A 16,407-nucleotide genomic window follows, 5' to 3' on the forward strand; every position below is an offset into this window, starting at 1 on the left:
GAACGTTCAGATCAGGAAGTGATCCTGCATCCACTGCATCCCGGCGGCGTTGGCCTTGGTCACGACCGGCCCGTCGGTGACGACGTTCTTGGGGATGCCCTGTCCGCTCTTCTCGCCGCCGACCACGGCCGAGACACCCGCGATGATGGCGCCGCCATGGATGCGGCAGGAGGGATTGCGGACGGTTGCGAACATGCGCCCCTCGCTCACCGCCTGAATCGCCGGCGGCATGGCATCGACGCCGCCGATCAGGATATTGGTGCGGCCGCGCGCCTTCATGATGTTGGCCGCGGCCAGCGCCATGTCGTCATTGTGGAAGAACGCCGCGTCGATCTGCGGATATTTGGTGAGATAGGTTTCCCAGAGGCGGGCGGTTTTCGACACGTCCCAGTCGGCGGGCTGGGTGTCGAGCACCTCGATGCCGGGGAACTGCTTCACGACGTTGGTAAAGCCCTTGGCCCGTCCTTGCGCGCCGGTGTGGCCGAGGGCGCCCTGCGTCATGATGATCTTGCCCTTGCCGCCCATTGCGTTGCACAGCGCCTGGGTCACCGAGGCGCCCATGAACTCGTTGTCGGGGGCGAGGAAGGAGTGCACGTTGATCTGGTCGAGCGGCGCGATCAGCGTGTCCATGTCGATCACGGGCGTGCCGGCGTCGATCATCTTCTGCACGGGCTGGGTGAGGGTACCGATCCCGAAGGCCTGGATGGCGACGAAGTCCCATTTCTGCGAGGCCATGTTGTCGATCGCCGCGCGCTGCTTCACGGCGTCGAGTTGGCCGTCGAACCAGGTGACCTCGACGTTGAACAGCTTGCCCCAGAATTCGGCGGCCTGCTTGCCTTGCGCGCACCATGTCGCTTGAAGGCCTGCATTGGAGAACGCCGCTTTCAGCGGCTTCTCGCTGCGTCCGACCTCGGCTGCCAGTGCGGGGTTTATGCCCATGCTGCCGAGAAGGGCAGCTCCGGCGCCGGCGGTCGCGGCCGCCTGAAGAAGATCGCGCCTCGTCGTCGAGAAATCTTTCGTCCCGGACATCGCTCGCTCCCATATATATATTTTCGTCGGCGCGTCATTGATTGCGCGACCGATGTCCGAAAGTGTCTCACAAGAGTTGGCGCCACTCAATCTGCAATCACTCATTGCAGCAAGCTGTGTTGGTGCAGCGCAAAGCGTCAGGCCGTCGCACCGGCGAATGCGTCGATGTCGACGAGCAACTGATCCCAGGCTCGCGCGATCTCGATCGACCATTCATCGGCGAGCAGATCGCGAAGCGTATCCCTGATCACGGCGAAGAACGCGATGAACAGCTCGCGCGGCGTGCCATAGCCATCGTGCGAGGCGACTTCGCAAGCGATCAGCCGGAAATGTCCGCGGCGCTCGCCGGCGAAATCGAGAATCGCCTCGATCGTCAGCGCGAGCATCGATCCCTGCACCAACTCGCTGCCTTGCGAGCGGAACATCGCCTGCGTTTCAGGATGCTCGTCAAACAGGCGCTGATAGACGAGGGGCGTGAGATCCGCGGAGCGCGAGGCCGCGAGTTCGAAGCTGATTTCGATCGGATTGGGCGAAGCATCCTTGGAGGAAGCATTCATGGGCGCTTCAGTCTCTTGCCAACAAGACTTGCGGACAAAAAAAGAGCGGGGCCCTGGCCCCGCTCAAAAATTGTGTCGACCCTATTATCCCCGATCTTAAGATTTGATCTTGATTGACGGGGCGACGCTGCATTTTGCGCGCCAGGGGCTCCTCCCGAGACTTGGACCACCAGACTTGGACCTCGCGGCCAGCCTGAGCGAGAGGGATGCTAGATCAACTTTTCTCACTTGTCATCATTTTCGGCAACGAATGTTCAAAATTCGATCAGTAGACGAAATGATCGGGCGCTCGATCCCGCAAGTATATGACAAATATACGAAATCTGTGGATGGCGGGAGCGTTTGACATGCCTCAAATGCCCAACCCTGGGGCCGTGCTGGGGTACCGCGGCCACGGTTTTCGCCAAATTTGCGCTGGGCCAAGAAGGCGGCGGAACTGACCTCGACTTGGGGGCGGCACGGTGTTTAGTTAGTGGACGAACGAAACGGTTCGGCGGATGCGCGCTCGGCTACAAAAATTCCTGCCCCTGGTCCTGCTCGCCCTGGCGATGCAGGTGCTGGCGCCGATTGCCGCCTGCTGGGCGACGGGCATTGCCGTTGCCGATCCGCTGGCTGCCGGCGTCATCTGCCACAGCGCGAGCGAGCAGGGCGGCCTGAGCGACCAGACCGGCGGGCCGACTGCGCATGCCGGCGCGTGCGCCTTATGTTGCCTGGCCCAGGCCAACGCCTCGCTCGATTCGCCGACGCACACGACACTCCCGATTCCCGTCCGCCATGCCGCGCGCGTGGTGTGGCATTCGGCCCAGGCGTCCGCCATCGCCGCGCCCGAGCGCTCGATCGCCCAGGCGCGCGCCCCACCTCGATTTTCCTGACCTAGCGACAAACCGAACCGTTGGCGCGCACCGTTGCTGTGCCGACGGCGTGCTCAATGGACCGGCCGACGTGCCGGATGTCAGGAATTCAAGTGATGTTACGCATACGTGCGATCGGACGCGCGGGCTTGCCCGTGCTTGTCGGACTGCTGTCCCCGGTCGGTTCAGACGCGCTCGCCCAGGCGACCTCGGAGGCGATCCCAGCTGTGACGGTTGAAGCGCTCGAGAGGTCCCGTCCCAAGCCCGTCACCCGGCCCTCGCGGCTGCGCTCCGCTTCGACGGCCCGCGCAGCGCGACCGGTGGCACGGAACGCGACCGATGGCGCCGAGAGGCAAAACAACGCAACGAGCGCCGGCGAAGCGCGGGCCGGCCTCAACCAGTCGCCGGCCGGACAGACCTCGACCACCGTCGATCGCAGCCAGTTCGACAATCGCCCGTCGTTTTCGGTCAGCGACGTCTTGCGGGACAGTCCGGGCATTTCGATCAAGCAGGGCAACGGCCCCCGGGACTTCGGCATCTCGATTCGGGGCTCCAACGCCCGCAACGGTTTCGCCATCCGCAATCTCGTGATCTTCGAGGACGGCTTTCCGGTGACGCAGCCGGACGGCCTGTCGCGCAGCGACCTGATCGATCCCCACGCCTATGGCGCGATCGACGTGATCCGCGGCCCCTCGTCGGCGCTCTACGGCAATTACGCGACCGGCGGCGCGCTCAATTTTCGAACGCGGCCGGGCGGCACGATCGACGGCGTCGAATACGGCGTCGACGGCGGCAGCTACGGCTATCTCAACAATTACCTGGCGGCCGGCAAGAAGGTCGGGAATTTCGAGGGCTCGCTGTTCGCGAGCGACACACGGGGCGACGGCTATATCGGCAATAGCTGGTTCAACACGCAGACCGTCAACTTCCTCGGCACGCTCAAGGCGACGCCGGACGACCGCTTCACGGTCAAGATCATCAACAACGACCTCAGCACGCGGCTGCCGCTCCGGCAGTCACTGAATCAGTTCTACACCAATCCTTTCCAGCAGGGCTGTACGACGGGCTCCGCCTTGGCCGCCGGATGTCCCACCGTGTCTCTTTTCAAGAATGGCTTCAACGGTGGCAAGGACACCGAGACAGCTACCCAAGCGGGTCTCGGACGAAACGATCGTCGCACCATTGTCGGAGGACGATGGGAGCACGACTTCGACAACACGCTGACGTGGCGGAACCAGTTCGTCTTCGACGACCGAAACATTAGCCAGCCTACCGGCACGACCAGCGCGATCGGCGACTTTCCCTCGTACAACTACATGAGTGATCTCACCAAGCGCGGCGAAATCTTCGGGATGGAGTCAACCACGTTTGTCGGCGCCTGGTACAACACGCTCGTGGCGTCGAGCGATACACGTAACGTCATGCCGGGCGGCAACGCCACGCTGGGCTTGATCTCGGCCAACACCTACAGCGATACATCCAACTACGGGATACGGGCGAGGGAGGAACTGAAGCTCACTCCCGCGCTCACCGCGGTCGCCGGAATAGGATGGGAGACAACCGTCCTGAAAGGCGTCAATACGCTGTACAAGTACAATACGGTCAACGTTCCCACGGCGACGATACCCACGCCCACCACCGTCAATCGCAAGATCGAGAACACCGCTCCCGAATTTGCGCTGCTCTACAGGCTTAATCAGGAATGGCAGTTTCGCGGGCGGGTGGCGACCGGGTACGGGACGCCGCAGGTGTCGAATCTGTTCGTTCTTCCGAATGGCGATTTCGGCAACAACACCCAGCTCCAGACGCAAACCAATGTCGGCTATGATCTCGGCTTTGATTGGACACCAAGCAATGCCGTCAAGCTAAGCGCCACGGCATTCTACGAGTTCTTCCGGAACGAGCTTGTCCCTCAGGCCGCCAGCAATCCCAGCGCGAGCAACGCGACCTACATGTTCAACGCACCGCGCTCCGAACATCGTGGCATCGAGTTGGCCGCCGACTGGAAGTTCTATCCGGGCTGGCGGTTCATGGCGGCGTACACCTATCTCGACGAGGTCTATACCGAATATGTCGAGAACATCACCAATGGCGCCGTGTTCAGCTTCAACCGGGCCGGCAACAAGATCCCCGGTATCTCGCCCAACGAGCTGACGGCCCGGATTGGCTACGACGAGTTCGCCGGGCCGCTGGCCGGTCTCGGGGGCTTCGTCGAGGTCCAATGGAAGGATGCCTTCTACATGGACAACGCCAATCTCTTGAAGGCGCCGGGCTATGAACTGGTCAATGTCAACGTGCACTACAAGACCGACCTCGCGTCCGACACGTTCAGATCTCTGAACCTGTTTCTCGAAGTCAGGAACGTGTTCGACCGTACCTACGTCGCCTCTGCCAACAACATCTCCAATACGGTTACGGGGGCCGGCCTTCAAAATCCTGCGAGCGTGCTCGCAAACACGACCGGATCGATCTATGCGGGCTCGCCGCGCACATTCGTTGCGGGTATGAAGGTGGCATTCAAATGATCCGGACTCTCGAATGGAGGCGGGCCATGATCCGAGCTGGCATGCTCGCGATCCTTGCTCTCGTCGTCGCGCAAAGTGCGGCGCTCGCACAGATGCGGGCCCCGCCTGCATCGGAAGCTGCGTGCGAGGAGCCGACGCTGCGCTGTGCGACCAAGGCGACGCCCGCCTTCGGTCCTGACGGGACACTGTGGCTGGTCTGGATGGCGGGAGGGCAGGTCTCGGTCGCAAGTTCGCAGGATGAGGGCCGCAGTTTTTCGGCGCCCACCCAGGTCACGACCAGGCGGCTGAATCTCGATTGGGGTCCGGATGCGCGGCCGAAGATCGTGGTCGACCGCAAGGGCGGCATCGCGCTGGCCTTCTCGACCTTCAGGGATGAGGCCTTCAACGGAGAGGTTCTCACTACACGCTCGGCCGATGGCGGGAAGAGCTTTGCCGAGCTGAAGCCGATCACCGCCAGCAACGAGAGCCAGCGGTTCGAGGCGCTGGCGCTGGATCAGGATGGAACGGTGTTTGCGGCCTGGCTCGACAAGCGCAACCGTGTTGCTGCGAAAGAGGCGGGACGGAAGTACGAGGGCGCGGCGCTGTTCTTTGCCTCCTCGCGCGACGGTGGCGCAACCTACGCGGAGGCCGCTCTCGCCCGCGAGGGCACCTGCGAATGCTGCCGCTTGGGGCTGGCATTTGCCGCGCCCGGGCGGCCGGTCGTGATCTTCAGGAACATCTTTGAGGGCGGTGTGCGCGATCATGCGGTCATGACCTTCGCGGACGTCGCGACGCCAGGTGAAGTCCGCCGGGTCAGCAATGACGACTGGCAGATCAATGCCTGCCCGCATCATGGGCCGAGCCTCACCGTCGCGCCGAACGGGACCTATCACGTCGCCTGGTACACGAACGGCAAGGCGCGAAAGGGATTGTTCTATGCGCACTCCCGCGACGAAGGCCGCAGCTTCTCTGCGCCCATGGCGCTGGGGCAGCCAGGGCGCAATCCGACGCGTCCCTACGTGCTCGCCGGCCCTGCGGGAACGGTGATGGTCTGGAAGGAGTTCGACGGCGAGAAGACCTCGGTCCAGATGACGATCTCTCGCGACGACGGCGAGACGTGGTCGCCGCCGAAGACGATCTCGAGCACGAGCGACACCTCCGATCACCCCTTGCTGATCTCCAACGGCAAGCAGACCTATCTGTCGTGGATGACGAAGGCGGATGGATATCGGTTGACAGCCATCGAGGACCAGCCATGAGATTTCGAGTTGCAGGCCTTGCCGGCCTGGTCGTTCTGATCGCTTCAGTCGCTGCGCTCGCCGCATCTCCATCCCTGAAGCCTTTTGAACGCGGCACCTGGCAAAGCGTCCTGAAGGGACATGCCGGCCGCCCGGTGCTCGTGCATTTCTGGGGCGTAACCTGCGGCCCCTGCAAGGTCGAGCTGCCCTTGCTTGGGCAGTTTGCCAAGGATCACCCTGACATCGACGTCGTCACCGTCAGCGCCGATCTCGTGCCGAACCTGCCGGGGGCAACGCAGTCGATGCTCGACAAGGCTGGTCTGTCGTCGACCGAGAACTTCATCTTCAATGACGGCTTCGTCGAGCGCCTGCGGTTCGAGATCGACCCGGCCTGGCAGGGCGACATTCCCAGGACCATGCTGATCTCCCGGGAAGGGACCGTCACGACGATCGAAGGCTCGGCTGAAATGGCCGATCTCGAAAAATGGTCGGCGCAACAACTCGCCAAACACTGAAGTTCAAGTCTGCAAAGGGAAGACCGACATGAAGACCATCTCGAAAAACGTGCTGCTCGCCGCGTTCGCTCTTACGCTCTCCGCGGCACCGGCGCTCGCCGACGACGTCAAGGCCGGTGATCTCGTCATCTCGCAGGCGTGGAGCCGTGCGACACCAGGCGGCGCCAAGGTCGCGGGCGGCTATCTCGTCATCGAGAACAAAGGCACGGCGCCGGACAAGCTCGTCAGCGTGTCCGCCGATATCGCGGGGAAGGTCGAGATCCACGAGATGGCGATGGACAATGGCGTGATGAAGATGCGTCCGCTCGATGCGGGGCTGGTGGTCGATCCCGGCAAGACGGTCAAGCTCGCGCCCGGCGGCTATCATCTGATGCTGCAGGAGCTGAAGGGCCCGTTCAAGCAGGGTGACAAGGTGCCCGTGACGCTGCAATTCGAGAAGGCCGGCAAGGTCGCCGTCTCCCTCGATGTCCAGGGCGTCGGCGCGCAGGCCCCCGGTGATGCCGGGCATTCCGGTCACATGGACATGAAAAAGATGCCTGACCATTCGGGAATGAAAATGAAATGAGCCTGATCTGGACTCTCGAAAGGGCCAACATGATGCGATCCTGCCTGTTCCTGGTTGCCGCGCTCGCCGCCTCGCCGGCGGCGGCGCACGTGTCGCTCGAGACCAAGCAAGCCGTGGTCGGCACGTCCTACAAGGCCGTGTTTGTCATTCCCCACGGTTGCGCGGGCTCGCCGACGGTGAAGGTCCGGGTGCAGGTTCCGGAAGGGGTGATCGCGGTGAAGCCGATGCCGAAGGCGGGCTGGAATGTCGATGTCGTCGAAGGCAAATATGCCGGAGAATACGACTATCACGGCAACAAGCTCTCCTCCGGCGTCAAGGAGGTGGCGTGGTCCGGCGGCAAGCTGCCGGACAAGCATTATGACGAGTTCGTTTTCAGTGCGTTCCTTACCAACAGCCTCAAGACGAACACGACTCTGTACTTCCCCGTCGTTCAGGAATGCGAGACCGGCGTCAGCCGCTGGATCGAGATCCCGGCCGAGGGGGCAGGGCACTCGCATGACAGCAAGTCCGAGGGCAAATCGCCGGCGCCGGGCGTGAAGCTGCTGCCGAAACCCTGATGCGCCTCTTCGCCGCGCTCGCGACGCTGCTTCTTGCTGCCGGATTTGCGAGCGCGGCGTGGGCACATGCGGCCCTGATCTCGGTCGATCCGCCGAGCGGGAGCATGCTCGCAGCCGCACCGAAGGCGGTGGAGCTGCGCTTCAACGAAGCGGTGACGCCGGGCGCAATCCGGCTGATCGACGGCGCCGGCAGGGCGCGCGACGATGCGCGTGTCAGCGCATCCGGCGACACCGTTTCGGTCGCTATGCCGGCGGATCTGCCCGAGGGGACCGCGGTCGTCAGCTATCGCGTGATCTCGCAGGACGGTCATCCCGTCACCGGATCGGTGATCTTCTCGATCGGCACGCCGACGGCGACCAAGCCTCCTGCAAACGTGGACGGCCGCTTGAACGTGGTGATCTGGCTGGCGCGGGTCGGTCTTTATCTCGGGCTGTTCGTTGGCGTCGGCGGCGTGTTCTTCGCGCGCTGGATCGCTTGGTCGACAACCGGCATGACCGTGCCACGCGTGGCGCTCGCCATCGGAATTCCGAGCGCTGCGGCCTCTCTCGGCACGTTGGGCCTCGACCTGCTCGGCCTGCCGCTGCCGGCTCTTGCGACCGCCGGTCCCTGGAAGGTCGCGCTCGCGACCAGCGCTGGTCCTGCGCTGCTGGTTGCCGTGGCTGCGATGCTGTTCGCGTTAGTGGCGCTGCGCAGCGCGTGGTACGCGCGCGCTCTCGCTGTCATCGCATTGATCGGTGCCGGTCTGTCGCTCGCCATGACCGGGCACGCCGCAACCGCGCCGCCCGAAGCGCTCACGCGCCCGGCGATCTTCCTCCACGGGCTCGGTGTTACCATCTGGATCGGCGCTCTCGCGCCGCTGGTCGCGCTGGTGTCGCGGCCGACGACGGCGACGCTCCCGATCGTGAACCGCTTTTCCCGCATTGCTGCGCTCGCGGTCGGCGTGCTGGCCTTGACCGGCCTCGCCCTCGCGATCGTGCAGCTCGAAAAGCCGGGCGCGCTGGTTGCGACCCGTTACGGGCTGATCCTCTCGACCAAGCTCGTCCTGGTTACGGGGCTGCTGGCGCTGGCTGCGCTCAACCGGTTCCGCCTGACTCCGGCTCTGGCCCGGAACGGGGCGGCGGCGCCCGCGCTGAAGCGCTCGATCCTGATCAAATGCGCCATTGCGCTGGCCATCCTCGCCGTAGTCGCCGGCTGGCGCTTCACGCCGCCGCCGCGCACCATCGTTCCCGAAGCACCGCTGGCGATCCACATCCACAGCGACAAGGCGATGTTCCAGGTCCTGGTGTCGCCCGGCAGGCCCGGCGTCGATGATTTCATGCTCCAGCTCATGACCGGCGAGGGCACGCCGCTGGCGGCCAAGGAGGCGACATTGACGCTGAGCCTGCCCGAGCGCGGCATCGAGCCGATGGAGCGGAAGGCTTCGCTGGGGCCCGACGGCTACTGGCATGTGCGCAAGGCCGAGCTTCCCTTCGCGGGCCGCTGGCACGTGCGGATCGACGCGCTGGTGAGCGACTTCGAGCAAATCACGCTCGAGGATGAACTCGATGTTACGCCGCCCTAAGATGCGGCTCGCGCTGAACATGAAGTCCGACGGAAAAATGACAGGAATTCCGATGCGTTAGCGGCTTTTCCTCATTCCCGGTCTTGTGTTTTCGCTCGCAATCCGGTTTCACTGCAGGCCACCACTGATTCCACGAGTATTGCCATGCGGTTGTCGCGCTTCTTTCTGCCCATCCTGAAGGAAAATCCGAAAGAGGCGGAGATCGTCTCGCATCGGCTGATGCTGCGCGCCGGCATGATCCGGCAGGAGGCGGCCGGCATCTACGCCTGGCTGCCGCTCGGTTTCCGGGTGTTGAAGAAGATCGAGCAGATCGTGCGCGAGGAGCAGGACCGCTCCGGCGCGCTGGAACTGTTGATGCCGACCTTGCAGCTCGCCGACCTCTGGCGCGAGAGCGGCCGCTACGACGCCTATGGCCCGGAGATGCTGCGCATCGCCGACCGCCACAAGCGCGAGCTGCTGTACGGGCCGACCAACGAGGAAATGATCACCGAGATTTTTCGCGCGTACGTGAAGTCCTACAAGAACCTGCCGCTGAATCTCTATCATATCCAATGGAAATTCCGCGACGAGCAGCGTCCGCGTTTCGGCGTGATGCGCGGCCGCGAGTTCCTGATGAAGGACGCCTATTCCTTCGACCTCAACGAGGCCGCTGCGCGCGTCGCCTACAACAAGATGTTCGTGGCGTATTTGCGCACCTTCGCCCGGATGGGGCTGAAGGCGATCCCGATGCGCGCCGAGACGGGTCCGATCGGCGGCGATCTCAGCCACGAATTCATCGTGCTCGCTGAGACCGGCGAATCCGGCGTGTTCATCAATCGCGACGTGCTGGACCTGCCGGTACCCGGCGAGGACGTCGACTACGACAGCGACCTGACGCCGATCATCAAGCAGTGGACCTCGGTCTACGCAGCGACGGAAGACGTCCACGACGCCGCGCGCTTCGAGCAGGAAGTGCCTGCGGAGAAGCGGCTCAACACCCGCGGCATCGAGGTCGGCCAGATCTTCTATTTCGGCACCAAATATTCCGAGCCGATGAAGGCGATGGTGGCGGGCCCCGACGGCGTCGACGTGCCGATCCACGGCGGTTCCTACGGCGTCGGCGTCTCGCGCCTGCTCGGCGCCATCATCGAGGCATGCCACGACGATGCCGGCATCAAATGGCCGGAAGCGGTGGCGCCGTTCCGCGTGTCGATCCTCAACCTCAAGCAGGGCGATGCGGCGGTCGATGCGGCCTGCGAGAAGCTCTATGCCGAGCTGACCGCCAAGGGTGTCGACGTGCTCTATGACGACACCGACCAGCGCGCCGGCGCCAAATTCGCCGCCGCCGACCTGATCGGTATCCCCTGGCAGATCATGATCGGGCCGAAGGGCCTCGCCGACGGCAAGGTCGAGATCAAGCGGCGTAGTGACGGCTCCCGCGAGACCATGTCGCCTGCGGACGCCGTGGCCCGCCTGGTCGGCTGAATATTGTTCATCGCCCGATATCGCGGCCGCCAATCCGGCCACAATTGACCCCGAATCATGGGATTATCGAGCGATGGATGAAACCATGACTGAAACCGTGCAAACCGCGCCTTTCGCGCCCTTCGAGTGGATGCTGTCGGCGCGCTATTTGCGGGCGCGCCGCAAGGAGGGATTCATCTCGGTCATCGCCGGGTTCTCCTTCCTCGGCATCATGCTGGGCGTGGCGACGCTGATCATTGTCATGGCCGTGATGAACGGCTTCCGCAAAGAGTTGCTCGACAAGATCCTGGGGCTGAACGGCCATATCCTGGTGCAGCCGCTGGAATCCCCGCTGACCGACTGGAAGGACGTCGCCGACCGCCTCAGCCAGGTGAAGGGGATCCGGCTGGCCGCGCCCGTGGTGGACGGCCAGGCGCTGGCGTCCTCGCCGTGGAACGCCTCGGGCGTGCTGGTGCGCGGCATCCGCTCCGACGACCTCAACAACCTCACCTCGATTGCCAAGAACATCAAGCAGGGCTCGCTCGAGGGCTTTGACGAAGGGCAGGGCGTAGCGATCGGCCGGCGTCTCGCCGACCAGCTCTCGCTGCATGCCGGCGACAGCATCACGCTGGTGGCGCCGAAGGGCGCGGTGACGCCGATGGGCACGACGCCGCGCATCAAGCCTTACAAGATCGTCGCCGTGTTCGAGATCGGCATGTCCGAATACGATCTCGGCTTCGTGTTCATGCCGCTCGCGGAGGCGCAGGCCTATTTCAACCGCAGCAACGACGTCACCTCGATCGAGGTGTTCACCACCAATCCCGACCAGATCGTCGCCTTCCGCCAGGCCGTGACGGAGGCTGCGGGCCGGCCGGTGTTCCTGGTCGACTGGCGGCAGCGCAACTCGACCTTCTTCAACGCGCTCCAGGTCGAGCGCAACGTGATGTTCCTGATCCTCACCATGATCGTGCTGGTGGCGGCGCTCAACATCGTCTCCGGCCTGATCATGCTGGTGAAGGACAAGGGCAGCGACATCGCGATCCTGCGCACCATGGGCGCCTCGCAAGGCTCGATCATGCGCATCTTCCTGATCACGGGCGCCTCGATCGGCGTGGTCGGCACGCTGGTCGGCTTCGTGGTCGGCCTCGTGATCTGCCTCAACATCGAATCCATCCGGCAGTTCCTGTCCTGGCTGACCTCGACCGAGCTGTTCTCGCCGGAGCTCTACTTCCTGTCGAAGCTGCCCGCCGAGATCGACATCGGCGAGACCACGGCGGTCGTCATCATGGCGCTGACATTGTCGTTCCTGGCGACGCTGTATCCGTCGTGGCGCGCCGCGCGCCTCGATCCCGTCGAAGCGCTCCGGTACGAGTGAGGACCTGATGGAGCAGCAGCAGGGGGCTGAGGATGTACCGGTCATTTATCTCCACGAGATAAAGCGCCAGTACTTGCAGGGCGAGGTGCCGCTGACGATCCTCGACGGCGCCAAGCTGGCGCTGTGGGCCGGCCAGTCGGTCGCGCTGGTCGCGCCGTCGGGCTCGGGCAAGTCGACGCTGCTGCACATTGCGGGCCTGCTCGAAGCACCGGATTCCGGCGAGGTCTATGTCAACGGCGCGCCGACCTCGCAGCTGCCCGACATCGAGCGCACCCAGCTGCGCCGCACCGATATCGGCTTCGTCTACCAGTCGCACCGGCTGCTGCCGGAATTCTCGGCGCTGGAGAACGTGATGATGCCGCAGATGATCCGCGGCCTGAAGAAGTCCGAGAGCGTCAAGCGTGCCAAGGAGATACTTGGCTATCTCGGTCTCGGCGATCGCATCACCCATCGCCCCGCCGAGCTGTCGGGCGGCGAGCAGCAGCGCGTCGCGATCGCGCGTGCTGTGGCCAACGCGCCGCGCGTGCTGTTCGCGGACGAGCCGACCGGCAATCTCGATCCGCACACGGCGGATCACGTGTTCCAGGCGCTGATGCAGCTGGTCAAGGCAACCAAGGTTTCGATGCTGATTGCGACCCACAACATGGAGCTCGCCGGCCGCATGGACCGGCGCGTGTCGCTGGCGAATGGCCAGGTGGTCGAGCTCGAATAGTCAAAATTTGCGAAAACAACCCCATGCACAGTAGCCAAGTGCTTGGGCCGACTGACGAAAAATCAGGCGACGACGGGCGCGCCGTCGCCTGAAGCTCTCAGGGCCTGATCACCGTCAGTTTGAACGGTCCGCCATTGGCCGCGGCGTGCGCTACCGCCTCGTTGGCGTGATCAAGGTCGAAGGCCGTCGTCTCATACTCCTCCAGCCTCAGCAGTCCAGCGCGCACCAGCGCGATCAGACGGCTCGCCGCGTCCGGCGGATACATCCAGACGCCATGGATCGAGATGCAATTGCGCATCAGCCAGGGGTAGGGCAGCTCGAGGCCCGGGCCGCCGGCCATGCCGACACCGCCCATCAGCACGACGCGGCCGTAAGGGCGCACCGTCATGACCGCCGCGCGGACGACGGTCGGGCTCACCGAGGGCGGCATGATGTCGAGCACGCAATCGATCGGCGAAGGCGCCGCGCGCTTCATCGCCTCGCGATCGTCGTCCTCGTTGCCGGTGAGCCTGACCGGCTGCACCCGGGCGCCGAAGCGGCGGACGAGATCGGACAAGATCGCCTCGTTGCGGCCGGGCGTCACCACGCAGGCTGCGCCCATTGCCAGCGCAACGGACACGGCGGCGCTGCCGAAATTGCCGGTGGCGCCGCTGACCAGCACGGTCTCGCCCGGCTGCAGGTTCGCGGCGAGGAAGCCGCCATAGGGCACCAGCGCCGTCCCCAGCGCGCACCATCGCGAGGCCTCTTCGGAGGCGATCTGGCCGAGCCGTTTCACATTTTCGGTGGGCACGCGCATCTGCTCGGCATAGGAGCCGTGGCGGAAATGCTTTTGCAGCTTCATGCCGCCGGGGCCGGCGGCGGTGAGCCCCTGGAGGGCGATATCGGGCGCCACGACATCGTCGCGCGAGCGCACCGTGGGGTCGCAGAACACCCAGTCGCCGACGCCGAGCTTGGTGGCGTCAGGACCGACCGCGCGCACTCGGCCGATGCCGCCGGGGCCGGGGATAACAGGCAGGTCGAGCGCGTAATTGCGCGTCCCGTCGAACACCTCGTTCATGTAGGACAGGACGCGCGTGGCGACGACGTCGACGATCACCTCGCCGGTGCCGAGGGTCGGCTCGGGCGCGTCCTCGATGACCAGCTTCGATCCAAAGGATTTCAGTACGGCAGCTTTCATGTATTCACCTCAAAGTCGGGTGAGGCCGATATGAGCCGCCTTGGCGAGGGCATGAAGGCCTGGTATTATCCTAGTATTCCAGAAGCCCTCCATGCGGAAGCGACATCATGGCCGATCCACGCCGCGTCGAATTCGGCGATTTCCTGCGGTCCCGCCGCGAAAAGCTGGCGCCGAAAACGGTCGGGTTGCCTGCGGGGAGCCGGCGTCGCACCGCGGGGCTGCGCCGCGAGGAGGTCGCCCAGCTCGCCGGCATCGGTGTCGACTGGTACATCCGCCTCGAGCAGGGCCGCACCGTCAGTCCCTCGGTCACGACAGTCGATGCGCTGGCCCGCGCGCTGCGGCTCAGCAAGACCGAGCATGCGCATCTGAAGGCACTCGCACGCGACGGCGCGAGGAGCCCATTCACGCGCGAGATCGTGCCGCCGCCGATCCTGCGGCTGGTCGAGAGCCTGCCGCATCCGGCCTACATCACCGGGCGGCGCTGGGACGTGCTGGCCTGGAACGCGGCGGCCGAGGAGGTGTTCGCGTTTGGTCGGCTGCCGGAGCAGGACCGCAACACGCTGCTCCTGATGATGACCAACAAGCGCACGCGAAAATCCTACGGGGCGGGCTGGGCTGACGTCGCCAAGCGCATGGTCGCGATGTTTCGCGCCACCCATGACGTCTGGGCCGGCGATCCCGCCTTTGCGGAATTGCTGACACGCTTGCGCGAAGGCAGTCCCGAATTCGTCAAATGGTGGGGCGCGCACGAGGTGCACGGCACCTTGTCGGGCCGCAAGACCATGACCCATCCCACCAAGGGCGTGCTGCATTTCGAGCACACGAGCTTTCAGGCCAACGACGATCCCGCGCTGAAGCTGGTGATCTACACGCCGGTCGGGGCTAGCTGAGGGGGAAGGCTTCCCGGGCGCTTACGGTGCGGGCGTGGCGACAGGTGTTGCCTTGATGTTCGGCAGGGCACCAGTTGCCTTCCAGGGACTGTCCGTCCAGGGCGTCGGCTGCAGGGCATTCGCCGGCCAGGATTTTGCCGGGCCCGCTGCGGCTGCCGTGCATGACGTCCCGAGCTGGGTCCACACCGACGTCAGACCGGTCGTGTCGATGTTGAAGCTCGTGGTGTCAGACTTTCCCTCCGGCTCCGGCGTGGTCTCCCGGACCTGCAGAGAGGGCGAGGCCAGCACCGCCTTGACCATGTCGGGATCGACGGCACCGCTCCAGACCTCGTACTTTCCGAACCGCACCGGAGGCCCGCCGGCTTCCCTGCTGAGGTCGGCGCTGGCCGCTATCAGGATTGATTTCTTGGCCGTCGCGGCCGCGTCGATCTCGCCCGCGATCATCAGCGGCACGCGCTTCTTGTTCTCGCAATACAGCCGCCATTCCATGGTCCGGAACGAGGCGTCGCTGTCCTTCCTCACCGCGGCGATCTTGCTGATGAACGGCCGCGTACCCTTTTCCAGCCGCCACATCGTCTCGGCGAGCGGCCGGGTGTCGATCCCGAACCGGTAGAGCTCGGGCCGCGTCAGCACATGCAGGTTCTCGAACTTCACGGTGCGGATCAGCGCGTCGAGCTCGCGGCTGATTCCCATCGCCGCAATGAACGCGGCGCGGTCGCGGTCGGCGCCGGCGATCCGGCGGCTCCGTGCTTCGGCGACCACCTCCGGAGGCGGATTGCCGCTAAACTTCAGGATCAGCCTGGAATTATGCACCGCCAGCGCGGCGTCGGGGGCGACCTCGCGAGAGGTCGCGCCGAGAAACAGGTAGCCGCAGGCCGAGTTGCACATCGCATGATAGGTGGTGAGCTCGGCCTCGACCTCGCCGGCCGCGCTCTTGATCTTCTGGCATGCAGCGTCCACCTGCGTGCCCGCCGCGCACGCCGTCACGATCGTCCGCCCAACCCGGGCGATGGCCTTGCGGCTGCGGAGCAGCCGGGCGATGACGTAGGACTGCTCCACATTCCCGCCGGGCGAATGGAGGTAGATCGGGCGCTGCGTGTCCTTGACCCCGGCGAGGAAGCGGCGAATGCGCGGGGCGGCGCCTTGATCGATCTCGCCCTCGATCGCGATCCAGCGGTCGCAGCCAGGCCCGCACGCGTCGGGGGCGCCCTTGGCGAGATAGATCGTCAGGCGGGAGGCAAAGCCGGCTTTCGCGGCCGGCGTTTCTTCGGCCCGCGATGCGGTGGAAATCAAGAAGCAGGAAAAGAGAAGCAGGACTCGGACGAGCATCAAGCGTGAGACCACGAGGTGAATATCGCGATGACGCTACACGACGGTCACCGCGTTCACAACTTTCGGTGGCGCGTCAGCGCCCGTTTATTTTGCCGGCGTC

15 protein-coding genes are annotated in these 16,407 nt (G+C 64.6%); 11 read left to right on the forward strand and 4 right to left on the reverse strand.

All coding sequences use genetic code 11. The features are described 5' to 3' along the window. Window positions 1–6: 6 nt before the first annotated feature. Both Q0743_RS30235 and Q0743_RS30240 read right to left on the reverse strand, forming a co-directional pair. Window positions 7–1,029: a sugar ABC transporter substrate-binding protein gene (locus Q0743_RS30235; protein ID WP_298245090.1), complete on the reverse strand. Its 1,023-nt coding sequence runs from the start codon at window positions 1,027–1,029 to the stop codon at window positions 7–9. A gap of 137 nt (window positions 1,030–1,166) precedes the next feature. Continuing rightward, window positions 1,167–1,586, reverse strand: a complete 420-nt coding sequence (locus tag Q0743_RS30240; RefSeq protein ID WP_298245091.1) for a globin — start codon at window positions 1,584–1,586, stop codon at window positions 1,167–1,169. Window positions 1,587–2,083: 497 nt separating this feature from the next. Between Q0743_RS30240 and Q0743_RS30245 the strand changes: the two genes are divergently transcribed. The 10 genes from Q0743_RS30245 (at window position 2,084) to Q0743_RS30290 (ending at window position 12,908) form a co-directional block, all read left to right on the forward strand. Beyond that, the gene (locus Q0743_RS30245; protein WP_298245092.1) at window positions 2,084–2,458 is read left to right on the forward strand and encodes a DUF2946 domain-containing protein; all 375 of its coding nucleotides are present in this window, start codon (window positions 2,084–2,086) and stop codon (window positions 2,456–2,458) included. A 95-nt stretch (window positions 2,459–2,553) separates the two neighbouring features. Continuing rightward, entirely contained in the window at window positions 2,554–4,962 is a 2,409-nt protein-coding gene (locus tag Q0743_RS30250; protein WP_298245116.1) for a TonB-dependent receptor, read from the forward strand. Window positions 4,963–4,988: 26 nt separating this feature from the next. Then, entirely contained in the window at window positions 4,989–6,200 is a 1,212-nt protein-coding gene (locus Q0743_RS30255) for a sialidase family protein (protein ID WP_298245093.1), read from the forward strand. Further along, window positions 6,197–6,694 (forward strand): TlpA disulfide reductase family protein, encoded by a 498-nt coding sequence (locus tag Q0743_RS30260; RefSeq protein WP_298245094.1) that lies wholly within the window; start codon window positions 6,197–6,199, stop codon window positions 6,692–6,694. The genes Q0743_RS30255 and Q0743_RS30260 overlap by 4 nt, the downstream gene beginning before the upstream one ends. A 28-nt stretch (window positions 6,695–6,722) precedes the next feature. Further along, window positions 6,723–7,259, forward strand: a complete 537-nt coding sequence (locus Q0743_RS30265; RefSeq protein WP_298245095.1) for a copper chaperone PCu(A)C — start codon at window positions 6,723–6,725, stop codon at window positions 7,257–7,259. Then, on the forward strand, window positions 7,256–7,816 hold the full coding sequence (locus Q0743_RS30270) for a YcnI family protein (RefSeq protein WP_298245096.1): 561 nt from the start codon (window positions 7,256–7,258) through the stop codon (window positions 7,814–7,816). The genes Q0743_RS30265 and Q0743_RS30270 overlap by 4 nt, the downstream gene beginning before the upstream one ends. Next, complete coding sequence (locus Q0743_RS30275; protein WP_298245097.1) at window positions 7,816–9,378, forward strand: CopD family protein; 1,563 nt, start codon at window positions 7,816–7,818, stop codon at window positions 9,376–9,378. The genes Q0743_RS30270 and Q0743_RS30275 overlap by 1 nt, the downstream gene beginning before the upstream one ends. 144 nt (window positions 9,379–9,522) lie before the next feature. Next, on the forward strand, window positions 9,523–10,842 hold the full coding sequence (gene proS, locus Q0743_RS30280) for a proline--tRNA ligase (protein ID WP_097662488.1): 1,320 nt from the start codon (window positions 9,523–9,525) through the stop codon (window positions 10,840–10,842). A gap of 73 nt (window positions 10,843–10,915) precedes the next feature. After that, window positions 10,916–12,196: a lipoprotein-releasing ABC transporter permease subunit gene (locus Q0743_RS30285; RefSeq protein WP_018642337.1), complete on the forward strand. Its 1,281-nt coding sequence runs from the start codon at window positions 10,916–10,918 to the stop codon at window positions 12,194–12,196. Window positions 12,197–12,203: 7 nt separating this feature from the next. Further along, entirely contained in the window at window positions 12,204–12,908 is a 705-nt protein-coding gene (locus tag Q0743_RS30290) for an ABC transporter ATP-binding protein (RefSeq protein ID WP_298245098.1), read from the forward strand. A 97-nt stretch (window positions 12,909–13,005) separates the two neighbouring features. Here the strand turns inward: Q0743_RS30290 and Q0743_RS30295 are convergent, their stop codons facing one another. Beyond that, complete coding sequence (locus Q0743_RS30295) at window positions 13,006–14,085, reverse strand: zinc-binding alcohol dehydrogenase family protein (RefSeq protein WP_298245099.1); 1,080 nt, start codon at window positions 14,083–14,085, stop codon at window positions 13,006–13,008. Between the two features lie 107 nt (window positions 14,086–14,192). Between Q0743_RS30295 and Q0743_RS30300 the strand changes: the two genes are divergently transcribed. Beyond that, on the forward strand, window positions 14,193–14,975 hold the full coding sequence (locus Q0743_RS30300; RefSeq protein WP_298245100.1) for a helix-turn-helix transcriptional regulator: 783 nt from the start codon (window positions 14,193–14,195) through the stop codon (window positions 14,973–14,975). A 21-nt stretch (window positions 14,976–14,996) separates the two neighbouring features. Here Q0743_RS30300 and Q0743_RS30305 read toward each other — a convergent pair whose 3' ends face one another. After that, window positions 14,997–16,304, reverse strand: a complete 1,308-nt coding sequence (locus tag Q0743_RS30305) for a hypothetical protein (protein WP_298245101.1) — start codon at window positions 16,302–16,304, stop codon at window positions 14,997–14,999. Window positions 16,305–16,407: the final 103 nt, after the last annotated feature.

The sequence above is a fragment of the uncultured Bradyrhizobium sp. genome, assembly GCF_936943645.1.
In the GTDB taxonomy this organism is placed as follows: Bacteria; Pseudomonadota; Alphaproteobacteria; order Rhizobiales; family Xanthobacteraceae; genus Bradyrhizobium.